At 44.1% G+C, this 14,268-nt stretch carries 12 protein-coding genes; 7 read left to right on the top strand and 5 right to left on the bottom strand.

Annotated elements, in window-relative coordinates; translation table 11 throughout:
• Window positions 1-121: 121 nt before the first annotated feature.
• The 3 genes from AB4405_RS15760 to AB4405_RS15750 all read right to left on the bottom strand — a co-directional run bounded on the left by AB4405_RS15760 (window position 122) and on the right by AB4405_RS15750 (window position 3,638).
• Window positions 122-1,519, bottom strand: a complete 1,398-nt coding sequence (locus AB4405_RS15760) for a glycoside hydrolase family 1 protein (protein WP_372061751.1) — start codon at window positions 1,517-1,519, stop codon at window positions 122-124.
• Between the two features lie 4 nt (window positions 1,520-1,523).
• Complete coding sequence (locus tag AB4405_RS15755; RefSeq protein WP_372061750.1) at window positions 1,524-2,417, bottom strand: ROK family protein; 894 nt, start codon at window positions 2,415-2,417, stop codon at window positions 1,524-1,526.
• A 237-nt stretch (window positions 2,418-2,654) separates the two neighbouring features.
• The gene (locus AB4405_RS15750; RefSeq protein WP_372061748.1) at window positions 2,655-3,638 is read right to left on the bottom strand and encodes an ROK family protein; all 984 of its coding nucleotides are present in this window, start codon (window positions 3,636-3,638) and stop codon (window positions 2,655-2,657) included.
• Window positions 3,639-3,873: 235 nt separating this feature from the next.
• Between AB4405_RS15750 and AB4405_RS15745 the strand changes: the two genes are divergently transcribed.
• Both AB4405_RS15745 and manA read left to right on the top strand, forming a co-directional pair.
• A complete protein-coding gene (locus AB4405_RS15745) occupies window positions 3,874-4,773 on the top strand; it encodes a GntR family transcriptional regulator (RefSeq protein ID WP_372061746.1) in 900 nt (299 codons plus the stop codon).
• A 186-nt stretch (window positions 4,774-4,959) separates the two neighbouring features.
• A complete protein-coding gene (gene manA, locus AB4405_RS15740) occupies window positions 4,960-6,147 on the top strand; it encodes a mannose-6-phosphate isomerase, class I (RefSeq protein ID WP_372061744.1) in 1,188 nt (395 codons plus the stop codon).
• Between the two features lie 215 nt (window positions 6,148-6,362).
• On the opposite strand, the gene AB4405_RS15735 is transcribed toward manA, so the two are convergent.
• Window positions 6,363-7,691, bottom strand: a complete 1,329-nt coding sequence (locus AB4405_RS15735) for a PTS sugar transporter subunit IIC (RefSeq protein ID WP_372061742.1) — start codon at window positions 7,689-7,691, stop codon at window positions 6,363-6,365.
• A gap of 365 nt (window positions 7,692-8,056) precedes the next feature.
• Here AB4405_RS15735 and AB4405_RS15730 point away from each other — a divergent pair, with 365 nt between their 5' ends.
• From AB4405_RS15730 to AB4405_RS15710, 5 genes are all read left to right on the top strand, one after another.
• A complete protein-coding gene (locus tag AB4405_RS15730) occupies window positions 8,057-8,362 on the top strand; it encodes a PTS sugar transporter subunit IIB (RefSeq protein WP_372061740.1) in 306 nt (101 codons plus the stop codon).
• 148 nt (window positions 8,363-8,510) lie between these two features.
• Entirely contained in the window at window positions 8,511-9,836 is a 1,326-nt protein-coding gene (locus tag AB4405_RS15725) for a PTS sugar transporter subunit IIC (RefSeq protein WP_102469345.1), read from the top strand.
• A 71-nt stretch (window positions 9,837-9,907) separates the two neighbouring features.
• The gene (locus AB4405_RS15720) at window positions 9,908-11,287 is read left to right on the top strand and encodes a glycoside hydrolase family 1 protein (protein ID WP_372061738.1); all 1,380 of its coding nucleotides are present in this window, start codon (window positions 9,908-9,910) and stop codon (window positions 11,285-11,287) included.
• Between the two features lie 65 nt (window positions 11,288-11,352).
• Window positions 11,353-11,691, top strand: a complete 339-nt coding sequence (chbA, locus tag AB4405_RS15715; protein WP_347231007.1) for a PTS N,N'-diacetylchitobiose transporter subunit IIA — start codon at window positions 11,353-11,355, stop codon at window positions 11,689-11,691.
• A gap of 300 nt (window positions 11,692-11,991) precedes the next feature.
• Window positions 11,992-12,951 carry a LacI family DNA-binding transcriptional regulator gene (locus AB4405_RS15710; protein WP_372061737.1) on the top strand — a complete coding sequence of 320 codons (960 nt, stop codon included), beginning with the start codon at window positions 11,992-11,994 and terminating at the stop codon, window positions 12,949-12,951.
• A gap of 206 nt (window positions 12,952-13,157) precedes the next feature.
• On the opposite strand, the gene AB4405_RS15705 is transcribed toward AB4405_RS15710, so the two are convergent.
• Complete coding sequence (locus tag AB4405_RS15705; protein ID WP_372061736.1) at window positions 13,158-14,192, bottom strand: porin; 1,035 nt, start codon at window positions 14,190-14,192, stop codon at window positions 13,158-13,160.
• Window positions 14,193-14,268: the final 76 nt, after the last annotated feature.

The raw sequence follows: 14,268 nt of genomic DNA, 5'->3' as shown, positions 1-14,268 counted from the left end.
TTTATGTGTGCATCACTTTTTGAGAACGTTGACGTTAAGCCAATAGGAAACCTAAAATAAACCCTAACCACCACTAATACCCCGTAAATTGCATACTACGGGGTAGACTTCTTATGATTCGTTAATCGCGCAATATCCCTGTGGTCGCAAGCTCTTTAAACCACAATCCATGCTGCTTCAAGATTCTGTTGCCCGTTTCAAGATCCAAGCGATAAAACCCATAGCGGCGCTTAAAGGAATTTGTCCAAGACCAATTGTCAATAAACGTCCACTGATGTACACCGAAACAACTTGCTCCATCTTCAAGCGAACGATGAAGCTGAACAAGATGTTCTTTCATGAGATTGGTTCGGAAACTGTCATCAATAATGCCATTGTCATCAGGTTTACCTTCCGATGCCTCATCCATTGCGATACCAATTTCTGCAAGGAACCAAGGTATATTGTCGTAATTTTGTTTGATATTCATGGCAATATCATAAATCGCCGTCGGTAGGATCTCGTTGTTATCACGGTATGGATTAAAGCGCCCCTCAGGATTCACGTAGTTTTCGAAATAGACCTCCGGTGTGAAATAATCTAACTCGTACTCGCTTTCACGGGCTTGAACACGACGCGGGACATAATAATTCACCCCTAGAAATTCGATGTTTGCCGACGTGATGGTTGCAAGTTCATCTTTAGATGTTTCTGGCATGACACCGTGCTCAGAAAAAATATCACACAGTTCTTTTGGTATTTCGTTTTTCACCATTGGATCAAGAAAACTGCGATTAAACAGCAGATCAGCATACCAAGCCGCTTTCTGGTCGTCTTCGCGATCATCGCGAGTATAAGAAGGGGTAAGATTTAAGACCACCCCGATTTTTGTGTCTTCCAGTCCAAGGCGATGAAATTCATGTACGGCTCTCGCATGGGCAAGGATAATGTTGTAACCCACTTGAACCGCTAGTTTGCCGTCTTTTTTGCATGGATAATGAAAATCGTATAGATACCCCCCTTCCACAGGGACGATCGGTTCATTGAATGTAATCCAATATTTGACCTTATTCCCAAATAACTGGAATGCTGTTTTTGCATAATCGACATATAAATCGACTACTTTTTTTGATTCAAAACCACCAAACTTTTCTTGAAGTTCCGCTGGCATATCAAAATGATAAAGATTCATCATTGGTTCAATACCATTAGCGATCATCTCGTCTAGGTACCGATGATAGAAACGCACAGCATCAGGACAAACCTCGCCTGTTTCGTAGTTTTTAATTAGGCGAGACCATTGAATTGATGTCCGAAAAGAGTTGAAGCCAATATTTTTCATTAGCTGAACATCTTCTTCATAGCGGTGGTAAGTGTCCGTCACAAGTTGTGAACCGATACCGCGGAAAAACCGTTCGGGTGATTGCTGGTGCCATACATCCCATATCGAATCATTGGCTTTATTCGCTACCCCTTCGGTTTGGATTCCAGACGCGGCAGCGCCCCATTTAAAATCATGTGGAAACGTTAATTTCGTCATCTTATTAACCTCGCTTATTCATATAATGTTTCAACGCGCCAATCAAATTAGCGTCGTTACCAAATTTCGTGACCTTGAGAGCAGGTCGAACCCTAGCAATCGGTATGTCGGCCAAAATACAATCTAACTTGTGATTGATGAGTGTTAAGAGATCTTGCCGGCGACTGATTGCGCCGCCAATGATGATGACTTCTGGGTCGATACTGTATTGAATGTTATAGAGCCCAGTCGCTAAATACCCGATCCACTGATCCACAACCTGAACGATCTCAGGATGTTGTTGCTCATACATCTCGAATACTTTGAGGCCATTCAGTGTTTCAACCGATACGCTCAATGCACTTGCAGCAAGTTCAACAAGCGCTAACGTCGATGCCAGATACCCTAACGTAATAGGCTTCCCATCTCGGTACTCCATGATGCTAAATCCGAATTCGCCACCGTGTAAGTGGTGCCCTTTCATGATCTGCTGATGAGTGACAATCGCGCCACCGACCCCTGTACCAATAACGACCAATGCAAAATGATTGGAATCGCTACCCGCTCCCAGCCAAGACTCAGCCAAGGCGGCACAACAGGCATCATTCTCCAGTTCTGTCGGCAAACCAAAACGGTCTTCATACAGCGATTTAACATCAAAGCCATGGATATAAGGCAAAGCGCTACCACCATGGATAATCCCGGTGTCGACATCCACCGCACCACACGTGCTCACGGCTATACCCAAAATGTTATATTTGACTCGATATTGTTCAAATACCGGCGTGAATTCATCAAGCCACGCCTCGTAAGTCTTTGCATGGCTTGCCAGCGTGAATCGCTCGACAATTTCCGCATGTTTTGTCATCACAGCGCCTTTGACCGCACTACCACCAAAATCTAGTACTAAATAATTCATACAACCCTTAAACCATATAGTTATAGTTATAAAACATTATGTATTTATGCAATCTAGCCAAAATTTTTTCCTGCCTACGACAACGCAAGCAGGGCTCGTACACCAAGCCGCCACAATCAAAGTGGTACGTTCCAACCTAACACCAAATATAAAGTCCCGATTTAGGTATAAGGTTTGGCTCTGAGAATCACTACAACGATCTGAACATCACCATTCTAAACATTGTAATTCTAAACATTACAATAAAGGTAAAAAGGCCGCGCCACGCACACCCGAGGAGTCACCATGGTGATTCTTCACTACTTTGGTTGTCGCGGCTTTGTTAAATGTGTAATTATTGATTTTTTTCTGAACCCTAGGATAAATCGCGTCAACATTTGACATGCCCCCACCGAGAACAATCACCTCTGGGTCGATAAAGTTAATAACCGTTGCTAAGGTGCGAGCTAATTGATCACAATAGAGGTCAAGATGTGCAATAGCATCCGCATTCCCTTGCTCGACAAGTGCCATAATCTGTTTAGAATCCGCTGAGAAATATTTCTCGCTAAAAGTACGGCCAAACCCTGAACCCGATACAAAGCTCTCAGTACAATTCATTGAACCGCAGTAACATTCAGCAGGCTGACCATCGACAGACTGATTAAAGTTAGGCAGTGGGTTATGCCCCAACTCACCGCCAAGCTTGTTCAAGCCTGTCACTAAGCCGTTATTAATGATGACGCCGGAGCCACAACCCGTACCGATAATTACGGCAACACACGAATGAAGGGCATCAATAGCCGCCCCATCTTTAAACTCTGACAACGCTAAGCAATCGGCATCGTTCGCAATCGCAACAGGGACATCAATGTGACGACGTAAATCACCAATAAAGTCGGCACCATTAAGTACAGTGACATTAGCGCCTTGCATTAGCCCGTCATTGCCAATCGAACCACAGCACCCAATACCAATTGACTCTACGTCACCATGAGTTGCCACGTGTTCGATCACGCTCAATACGGATTGTAAGAATGCGGCATAGCTCGATGTGTTGGTCGGCTCTCGATACGTCACTAACGTTTGGTATGTGGGACTGTTGGCTTGTTGGATTAACCCAACCCCTTCAATTTTAGTTCCGCCAATATCTAAACCTACAATCATAGTTTTTCTCAACTTCACGGTGAACGATACTGCCTCAATGTGTTGCCATATCGTCCAAATAGTTAGATGACTCATCTAACGCCATATTCAGTGCATAACCCTGACGTTTGATGAACTTGTGAAACTAATAGACCAGATATCACCCCGTTAGGACAGCGCACGCATTTAAAAACACTAGCCACGTCACACAAAGGAATACTCTTTTAAAAAAATAACCATATGGTTATTGATATGCAAAACATATAGCTTTAGCTTGGTACAATACTTTATTATGTACCGAGTACCTTATTATCTACCGAGTACCTTTATTATGTCGCGCGTACCGCATGTCCTCGATTTATTATTCGGGTATGGCGAGTCACTTAAAGGTGTGGCAACTATACAAGGTCTATATGGGGAGCCTAATGTAAGGCGAGCGCTACCAAACTTCGTAAAGTACATGGAACCAACAGCGAACGACAGAATGCGTGTTGTTATCGCACATCCAACAATGGAAAACGTAATGGTCAAATATCTAGATATCTACGCAACAGTGAAGGAACGTATCTTTGCGGGCCACTACAAATCAAACGCAAAGCTTCCTGATGGCACCTCATTGGCAAACGAGTTCAGTTGCAGTGAACTCACCATCAAAAAAGCGTTGGATATTTTAGTCAATGATGGCTTAGTGGTTCGTAAGCGAGGCTCTGGCTCTTATGTCAAACAGCCGCCGCTCAATACGCAAACGCCTAAACACTTATACGGCACAAAAGCCAACGCCGAGGCCATTGGTCAAACCGTAAAGACCCAGGTGCTCAATTATTCTGTCGAACCTGCCAGTGAATTTTTAGCGCAACGCCTCAACTGCCAAGAAGGCGATATGCTTTATCACATCACTCGCGTTCGAATCTTGGATAACAATCCAAATGTCATCGAAGACACCTACATGCCGATTAATGTCATCACAGGTTTATCGAAACAACATATTGAGAATTCAATCTACGACTACATCGGCAACGAACTTGGTCTTAAAATTCACAGCTCTACGTTAGAAATTACCGTGATTCCTGCCTCAGAACTAGAAGCTGAACACATGAATCTATCGGTGGGTGATTCCGTCGTCAATGTTGAACAAGTTGTCTACCTGGATAACGGAGATACCTTCGAGTATTCCAACGTTAAGCACCTGTGCGAGAACTTTAAGTTTTCAACTAATTTCGTAAAAATGTAACGAATTACGGTATGTTCAACAGAAATGACGAAGCATACAAGAAGAACCCTTAGCCACGAATTACGTCGACATAAACGGCTAGAGATCATCTAGCTTCGACATACGTGGCTGACATATAGATTCCTTTGAACGGCTTAAGATAATTAGCGGTTCCTTTATAATTCCTGATTTTAGTGAGAGTATTTTATGACTACAGCTTCCTCTTTTTTTCTACTAGACAATACTATTCAGCACTACCCTTGGGGGAGTACCACCTCTATTCCAGAGCTCTTCAATGTAGAAAATACCGACAAAAAACCAATGGCGGAAATCTGGATGGGCGCCCATCCAAAAGCAAGCTCCACTATTAATGTTGATGGTGAGCCCGTCCAATTATGCGACTACATCAAACAACACGGCGCCAATGTTCTTGGTGAACAAACACAACAGCAATTTGGTGAGCTCCCATACCTATTTAAAGTGCTTGCAGCAGCGCAGGCATTATCCATACAGGTACACCCAACCAAACAAGAAGCAGAAATAGGATTTGCCAAAGAAAACGCAAATGGTATTGTTATCGATGCCTACAACCGCAATTACAAAGATCCGAACCATAAACCCGAATTAGTGTATGCGCTGACCACGTATTACGCGATGAACGGCTTTCGAAGCTATTCGTCAATCCTTGAGCATTTTAAAGCCGTGGATAGCCGCGTCTTATCAACGATTGTTGAACAGTACGCTGGCCAACAAAACGCACAGGGATTACGCACGCTTTTTGAAGCGGTGTTAACGCTAAGCGATACACAAAGAGTCGACGCCACCGACGATTTATTAAATTGGGCTCACGCCGATGGTGGGGAGTTGGCAACCTTCATCCTCGAACTCAACGAGTACTACCCTAAGGATGTCGGCTTACTGTCACCTTTGATGTTGAACGTTGTCGTCTTGCAGCCTGGTGAAGCCATGTACCTGGATGCAGGCACGCCGCATGCTTATGTCAGAGGCACGGCGTTAGAGCTCATGGCCAATTCAGATAATGTGCTACGAGCTGGTTTAACGCCGAAATACATCGACGTACCAGAGCTACTTGCTTCTTGTCGTTTTGAGCCTTTGGTAGCAGAGCGCATCTTAACCACACCAACACAAGAGGCAGGTAGATTAGATTTTGTGGTACCGGTCAGCGACTTTGCTTTCTCAGTCTATCCGCAATCTAACCACCAAGAAGTGGCGATGAAACGCGCCGAGATTTGGTTTGCGATCGACGAAGACGCAACATTTGAAAGCACAAATGACGAAACCATCACAATCAAGAAAGGTCAATCCGTGTTCATTCCAATCTCGACTCAAACATTTACGGTGACCAGCTTAGGAACGGTTGCAAGGGCGCATTAACATCAAGGCATAAAAAATGGGCACTCAGATGTGCCCATTTTTTAATTAATTATTTCGTCTTAGTTTTGTCATCTGACAAGCCACACGGCAAGGTCATACGTCCGTGTCGAAAACCGTAAACCCATTCGCAAAATTTACTGTCCCACCCGATTTTCCAACCAAGTTAATCTTCGCCAACGTATGGCGTTAGATCCACACGCTTCCCTATCATTTTGTTACACCACCGAGGGCTGCTGCTGTTGGCGAAGCTTATCCGCTCGCTCTGCTTCTTGCTCAATTAATATCTTTTCATGGGCCCTAAAGAAAGGCAGATAAAGGAAATAAGCATTGATCATCGCAAAGCCCACCATACAGGCATTAATGATGCTGCCATTGGCTGCCCAAGCCGCACCAATCGGCGCAGGAACAGACCAAGGAAGCATAATGACGATGCGGTCCAGTATACCGGCTGAAGTCAAAAACCACGCGATCGTTGCGTTGAACATTGGAACGAGCACGAAAGGGAGCAAGAACAGCGGATTCATGATGATAGGAAAGCCAAATAATATCGGTTCATTGATATTAAACAGCGAAGGAATAACCCCCACTTTCCCGACCGACTTTAATTGATTTGAGCGGCTTTTCAGCGCCAAATAAACTAATGGAAGCGTTGAGCCCACTCCCCCAATCAGGACAAAAAAGTCCCAGAATGCTGGCAAATAAATATGCGGGACTGTCTCCAAACCTGAGGCAATAGCCTCTTGATTTTCAAGTAGATTAGACATCCAGAAAGGATTCATTATACCGGTAATGATCAGCGCTCCATGTATGCCCATAAACCAAAGTAACTGGCATACTAGAATAGAAATCAACACGGCGGCTAGGCTGTCAGAAGCAAGGACTAATGGACGAAACAGCGCTTCTATCAATGCAGGAAAATGCACCCCAAATTGGCTCTCAATCCAAACATTGAACATCGACAGTGTTGTGACCACGACAAAGATAGGGATCATCAATTTAAAGCTTTGTACCGTAAGAATGGGGACGTCTTCAGGCATCTTAATATACAAACCATACCGAATAAAAAAGCGAATCACCTCAACCGCATACACACTGGCAATCAAAGCAGTAAAAATCCCCCCTCCGCCTAAATAGCGGATATCAGCAGTACCTAAATCATAAAAACCCACCAGCATCAGAAAGGCCATACAGCCCGTCAAACCACTTAGCCTTTCCGGGAGTTGATAGTGTTTGGCAAGGCTTGCGGATACACCAAACGCAACAATCAACCCCACGACACCGATCGTAAGTTGATACGTAGGGAGTAAAACTGGCCGAAGTGTATTCGCAAGGTCGAGCCACCAAATCGACAACATCGATTGGGGGTTAGCGAACGGCGGAAAAATAATAGGGACGAAAAAACAGCCAACAAAAATAAACGGCATCGCCAATTGAAACCCATCACGCAGCGCCATTAAATGCTGGCTACGTGTTAGTAGCTTAGCGACGGGGTTCATCACTTGCTCTACTTGAGATGCAAAGACTCTCATGATCGAATAATTCATTGTTTGCTACCAACTTTCGGAATGGACGCAGAATACCGCAACTTTAAAGACTCTTGGAAACCGCTTATCCAAATTTGATGCATTGAACACATTTTCTCTACGATTTTCGCCCTATCCACCATCAGTCAATTCAATGTCTACACAAAATACATCGATCGCCAGAATGCGTACACAGTCGTAAACAATGCCTCATTTTCATGCTTATTATCGATTTTCTTTCGTTAACCTCATCACGAAAATTTCATCATTTCTTCACTTTCAAGTGATCGTTTTCACACTCACTTGGAAATCATTTGGAAACCGGTTTCCAAATGATTTCCAAAAGAGCATAGTAAAAAGGAACTCAAGAATTAGGAAAACAAAAAATGAAAAAAATTATGCTTTGCTGCTCTGCTGGTATGTCTACTTCAATGCTAGTGAAAAAAATGGAAGCCTCAGCTCAAGAGCGTGGGATCGAAGCGGATATTAAAGCGTTTGGGGCGAGTGAATTCAGTGCCAATGTTGGGCAATACGAAGTGGTACTTCTCGGCCCTCAAGTCAAGTACATGCAGGGCGACCTGCAAAAAGTTGCCGACCAATTCGGTATTAAAGTCGAGCCTATCAACATGATGGATTACGGCATGCAAAAAGGTGACAAAGTTTTAGATTTTGCCTTAGAGCTTATCGGTTAATCCAGTAGGAATTGCGCCCGTATCGTAGCACTTAAACGGGCGCCAAATGCAATCCGTTCAATTGAAACCGGTCACCAAAATCAAACGAACAGCAGTGAATATCTGAATCCAAACATCCTTAACGTTCTAACAAGAAAGAGACACTATAATGAGCGCTTTATACGATAAAATGGTCAACGTAATCGAACAAAAGGTCACCCCAATAGCGGGAAAAATTGGCCAACAAAAATACGTGACGTCAATACGCGATGGCTTTATTGCCGCCCTACCTTTCATGATTGTTGGTTCATTCATGTTGGTATTTATCTTTCCTCCTTTTTCGCCAGACACGACCCTCGGGTTTGCACAGTCATGGCTTAGCTTTTCAGATACATACCGTGAACAACTGATACTGCCATTTAACCTCAGTATGGGGATAATGACCATATTCATATCCGTCGGGATAGGTTCGAGCCTCGCAAGGCACCATAACCTTGATCCTGTCACGACTGGCCTACTGGCTTTGATGGCGTTCTTATTGGTGGCAGCGCCAGTTCAAGATGGCAACATCTCCATGCAGTACTTCTCAGGCCAAGGTATTTTCACTTCAATTATTACCGCACTTTATGCGACAGAAGTGTATGCATTCCTCAAACGTAACAACATCACGATCAAACTGCCACCAGAAGTACCAACGGGCGTAGCGCGTTCGTTTGAAATCCTAATTCCAGTGCTGGTGATCATCTTAACGCTGCACCCTTTAAACCTTTTCATTGAATCGCAAACAGGCATGATCATCCCTGAAGCTATTATGTCACTGATTCAGCCTTTGGTTGCCGCCTCTGACTCATTACCGGCTCTGTTACTCGCTGTTCTTGTCTGTCAAATTCTTTGGTTTGCTGGCATCCATGGCGCGCTTATCGTGACTGGCATCATGAATCCATTCTGGATGGCGAACCTTTCTGTGAACCAAGCGGCTATGGCTGCTGGCGAAGCCATTCCACATATCTTTGTGCAAGGCTTCTGGGATCACTATCTATTAATTGGTGGTGTAGGTTCAACGCTTCCTTTAGCCTTCTTACTAATGCGCAGCAAGGCTATTCACTTAAGAACGATTGGTAAATTAGGCAGCGTACCGTCACTGTTTAATATCAACGAACCTATTTTGTTCGGTGCGCCAATCATTATGAACCCAGTGTTCTTCCTACCCTTTATTTTAGTGCCAATGATTAATGCAACACTTGCATGGTTTGCTTTGGACTTTGGTTTGGTTGAACGTGTTGTCTCACTCACACCTTGGACAACACCTGGACCGATTGGCGCCTCATGGGCAGCTAACTGGGCCTTCAGTCCTGTCATCTTGTGCTTCATGTGTATGATTATGTCTGCCCTTATGTACCTACCGTTCCTAAAAGCGTACGAAAAGACATTGCTAGACCAAGAAGCCAGTGAGAAAGAAGAGGCACAACCAAGCGCGCAACCTGTAACCGCTTAATTCAACCCACACGTTTTTAACTCTTTTCAATTCTAGGGCAGTCAGCGCTGCCCTCTTAAAGGACCATTATCATGAACTATCAATTTCCTGAGAACTTTCGTTGGGGCAGCGCCGCTTCATCAGCTCAAACTGAAGGTGCCGCGTTTGACGGCGGTAAAGGCGAGAGCATTTGGGACCATTGGTACAAAGAACAGCCGAATCGTTTCCATAACAATGTATCATCAACGACTGCGTCAACGTTCTACCAAAACTACAAAGCCGATATTCAATTAATGAAAGACATCGGTCACAACAGCTTCCGTACTTCCATTTCTTGGTCACGTCTCATTCCAAATGGCACGGGCGAAATAAACCAAGAAGCGGTTGAGTTTTACAATAACGTCATCAACGAACTGGTGGCTCAAGACATCGAACCCTTCATCTGCTTGTATCATTTTGATATGCCGCTAGCGATGCAAAATATTGGTGGGTTTGAAAACCGCGAAGTGTTGGATGCATACGCTAACTTTGCTGAGGTTTGTTTCAAACTCTTTGGCGACCGTGTTAAAAGCTGGTTTACATTCAACGAGCCGATTGTTCCCGTTGAAGGTGGCTACCTTTACGACTTCCACTACCCTAATGTCGTCGACTTCAAACGTGCGGCAACGGTGGCTTACCATACCATTTTAGCGCACGCAAAAGCGGTTGAAAAATACCGTGCATTAGACACCGATGGTCGTATTGGCATCATTCTCAACCTGACGCCGTCTTACCCTCGTTCACAAAATCCAGCGGATCTAAAAGCCGCTAACATCTGTGACTTGATGTTTAATCGCAGCTTCTTAGACCCATCAGTTAAAGGAGAGTACCCACAAGAACTGGTCGAGCTTCTCACTGAGCAAGGTCAAATGCCTACTGTTGAAGCGGGTGATTGTGAGCTGATTGCGAAAGGCAAAGTCGATGTACTTGGCGTGAACTACTACCAGCCACGCCGCGTTAAAGCTCGCGACAACGCCATTCACCCAGAAGCGCCATTCATGCCAGAACATTTCTTCGATTATTACGAAATGCCTGGCCGTAAAATGAATCCTCATCGCGGCTGGGAGATCTACGAAAAAGGAGTCTACGACATCCTAACTAACCTTCGCGAGAACTACGGTAACCTACCTTGCTACATTTCAGAAAATGGTATGGGTGTGGAAGGTGAAGAGAAGTTTTTAGTCGATGGACAAATTCAAGATGACTACCGCATCGACTTTATCCAAGGTCACTTGGAGTGGTTACACAAAGGTATTGAAGAAGGTTCGGCCTGCTTCGGGTATCACCTTTGGACCTTTATTGATAACTGGTCTTGGGCTAACGCCTACAAAAACCGTTATGGCTTCTACCAACTCGACCTTAACACTCAAAAGCGTTCAGTGAAAAAGAGTGGCGAGTGGTATGCACAGGTATCTCAGAACAACGGCTTCTAGACACTGAATCACACTAACACTAACGCGGTCGATTGAGTCGGCCGCGATATCAACGATTATTACAAATTAAAGGTAACAACATGGAAAATATGGATCTTGAAGAACAAGTAATGGGCATTATCATCAATGCTGGTCAATCACGTAGCTTGTGTTATGAAGCCCTACGCCACGCTAAAAAAGGCGAATTTTCGGAAGCAGATGGTCTATTGAAAGAAGCGCAAGAATTTGCCAATCAAGCTCACCTGGTTCAAACCAAATTAATTGAAGCTGATGAAGGTACTGGTAAGACTAAAATGACACTGATCATGGTTCATGCTCAAGATCATTTAATGACATCGATGCTGGCTAAAGAGCTCGTCACCGAGATGATTGACCTACATAAAAAGATTGAAGCCAAGTCATAGCAGAAGCGCCTCCCCCCCTAGCCGTAGTTGTATGACCGCGTAGTCAATACAACTGCCGCTCGACGGCATTCTCGAGCAACGTCAACGCTTCTTAAGTTTATGCTTAACGCTTACTACTAATGATTACAGCGATATAACCTATTAACTAAAATATTCGTTCATTATTAGTAAGCGTCCTTTTCTAAGTTCGTTAATTACATCACCACACTTGAGGTTTAATGGCGATAAATAGTACAATGAAGAAATTATTGGGAACCGATTTCCCATTTTTGAAATAAAACGATAGAAAAGGCTTTCTGAATGGCGACAATCACTGATGTTTCTCTCCTTGCAAATGTTTCCAAAGCGACCGTGTCTCGTGTCATGAGCGGTACTCGCGGTGTGAAAGCAGAAAGCAGAGAAGCTGTGCTACGCGCTGCAGAAGAACTTAATTACCGCCCTAACGCTGCCGCGCAAACACTCGCCAATCAACGCTCTGACTATATTGGTGTGATTCTATCCTCTAGCGATGCAGGACAAGTGTCAACGTACTTACCCTTACTGGCCAAATCGTTGAAGGCCAAAGGCAAACATATGTTGGTGCAATTCTCAGAATCACCTGAAGAGCAACTGCGCTGTGTCGAAGAATTAAACCAACGCCATTGCGATGCGATTATCACGTTAGGTGGTGACCTGACGACCCTAAATGATAAAAACATTATTGCTATCGACGGTGCCATCACTGATGCTCAGTCAGCGATTGGTTACGACTATCGTTTTGCAGCAGAGAGCGCATGCCGTTATTTATCGAGTAAAGGTCACACGAGTATAGCCATAATTGTTGAAGACGAAGGCGCTGCTTCGAAACAAGTCTTAGAAGGCTATAAAACTTCTTTGCAGAATTCATCGATGCCCGTTAACCGTCAACTCATCGTTAGCGCCAATGGCAACAATGAACAAGCGATTATGTCTTTGCTAAACAGTTATCACCCGTTTACCGCGATTGTTGTTATGAAAGACAGCCAAGCCGCAGTGGCAATGAACTTGTTACGTAACTTTAATCTCGCTACACCTAACGAAGTCTCCATAATCTCACTCGAAGACTCTCAATTAGCCAGCCAACTCAACCCACCATTAACGTGCATTAGCTACCCTTCCCAGCAGATTGTTGATAATGCGATGGAAAGGTTAGAAGCGTGCTTAAACGACCGCATAATCAATTCTAAACCGCTCGTAACTGGCCGTTTAGTCACTCGTGAGTCGGTTGCTAACCGAGGATAAGTCCCGTTAGATCCCGCGGATCATCATTTAGCCGTATATTTAACACCGAGTTTTCAATGTATCCTGCCAACATTTGGCATTTATTGATCAAAATAAGCACTAACGGAATAATCCCAATAAACGACTAACGCTTTAATAAGAAAAGCCCCAACCTGTGCGTTGGGGCTTATTATCTCAGAGTCGAAATATGGAAACGACCGTGAGAATTAGAACGTCATATTTGCACCAACACGGCCGGCAATACTGTCATCTTTTGTGCCAGAAAGGCCGTACTCTAAACCGGTATAGAGTTTAAAGTTAGGTGTGAATACATAAGACAATTCTGTTGAGACGAAACTGTCGTCATCAGGGTTCACTGCGCCATCGTTATCATGGCTTTGCGACGCATAACCCAAACGGTATGTCAGTTTGTCAGTGATATTGTATGCACCTGCTACTGCATACCCTAGCGTTTGTAGATCTGAGTCTTGAATGGTCGCATTCGTTTGGTTCACGCCAACCGATAGATACAAATCTTGGTAGGTGTAACCTAGACCCGCGGCAGCTTCAAGCGCATTATCACCACCTGAATCTTTTGCAGAGGATCCATTCAAAGACGTGTCTTTTAGGTCTTCGTAGGCGATCCCCCCACCAAGAGTAAAGCCAGCACCTAAATCTCCGACTGCTGACGCACCCAAACCATAGTTAACGACTGCCTTAAATGTATCAGTGCTTGCGTTAGAGCTTGAATAATCTTGCCCCCCACCATTTGCATTCGCTTTTAGCGTGAATGTGCCCGCATGACCGATAACTAATAGTTGGTTTTCAGTACGGTCTGCCGTTTTTAATTTAGCTTGTGCTTGTCCGGAGTAAGTATCAAAAAAATCGACAATATCCGTAACCTGACCTAGCGAGCCATCCGTTTTACCATACTGCGCTTCAATATTTTCGTTGCCGATACCAACATATAAATATCGAGTTTCAAAACCACCATCTTTTGTGTATTCCCCCTCGGTAAAACCGTGCGCGAAGACACTATCGTTTATTTGTGTTTTTGCATCAAAATTAAGACGAGCCCGTGATTGGTCATTAACGGTTTGATCAGTTTTACCCGCTTTTTTAGCTTCCGAGTTATAAACGTCAGCACGAGCTTCAGCTCGACCTCCAACAGAAAGAGTTAAATCTTTGCTTTGGTATACCTCTGCTGCATTAGCGCTAGAAGCTAGTAGTATTGCTGTCGATAATATAGTTAATTTTTTCATTATAATTCCAATTTATTGTATGAGAAATTACCACCTTGGAACTAAAACAATATATTCACTATTAAAATATGTTAAC

The organism is Vibrio sp. 10N.261.51.F12, assembly GCF_041471725.1.
GTDB lineage: Bacteria > Pseudomonadota > Gammaproteobacteria > Enterobacterales > Vibrionaceae > Vibrio.
The sequence above is the reverse complement of the archived record's forward strand: the minus strand, read 5'-3'. Positions and strand labels throughout refer to the sequence as shown.

Coding starts and splice junctions, on each gene's coding strand:
- manA (WP_372061744.1), top strand. CDS start 4,960: ATGACTACAGCTTCCTCTTTTTTTCTACTAGACAATACTATTCAGCAC.
- AB4405_RS15735 (WP_372061742.1), bottom strand. CDS start 7,691: ATGAATTATTCGATCATGAGAGTCTTTGCATCTCAAGTAGAGCAAGTG.
- AB4405_RS15725 (WP_102469345.1), top strand. CDS start 8,511: ATGAGCGCTTTATACGATAAAATGGTCAACGTAATCGAACAAAAGGTC.
- AB4405_RS15760 (WP_372061751.1), bottom strand. CDS start 1,519: ATGACGAAATTAACGTTTCCACATGATTTTAAATGGGGCGCTGCCGCG.
- AB4405_RS15755 (WP_372061750.1), bottom strand. CDS start 2,417: ATGAATTATTTAGTACTAGATTTTGGTGGTAGTGCGGTCAAAGGCGCT.
- AB4405_RS15720 (WP_372061738.1), top strand. CDS start 9,908: ATGAACTATCAATTTCCTGAGAACTTTCGTTGGGGCAGCGCCGCTTCA.
- AB4405_RS15705 (WP_372061736.1), bottom strand. CDS start 14,192: ATGAAAAAATTAACTATATTATCGACAGCAATACTACTAGCTTCTAGC.
- AB4405_RS15710 (WP_372061737.1), top strand. CDS start 11,992: ATGGCGACAATCACTGATGTTTCTCTCCTTGCAAATGTTTCCAAAGCG.
- AB4405_RS15745 (WP_372061746.1), top strand. CDS start 3,874: ATGTCGCGCGTACCGCATGTCCTCGATTTATTATTCGGGTATGGCGAG.
- AB4405_RS15750 (WP_372061748.1), bottom strand. CDS start 3,638: ATGAGTCATCTAACTATTTGGACGATATGGCAACACATTGAGGCAGTA.
- AB4405_RS15730 (WP_372061740.1), top strand. CDS start 8,057: ATGAAAAAAATTATGCTTTGCTGCTCTGCTGGTATGTCTACTTCAATG.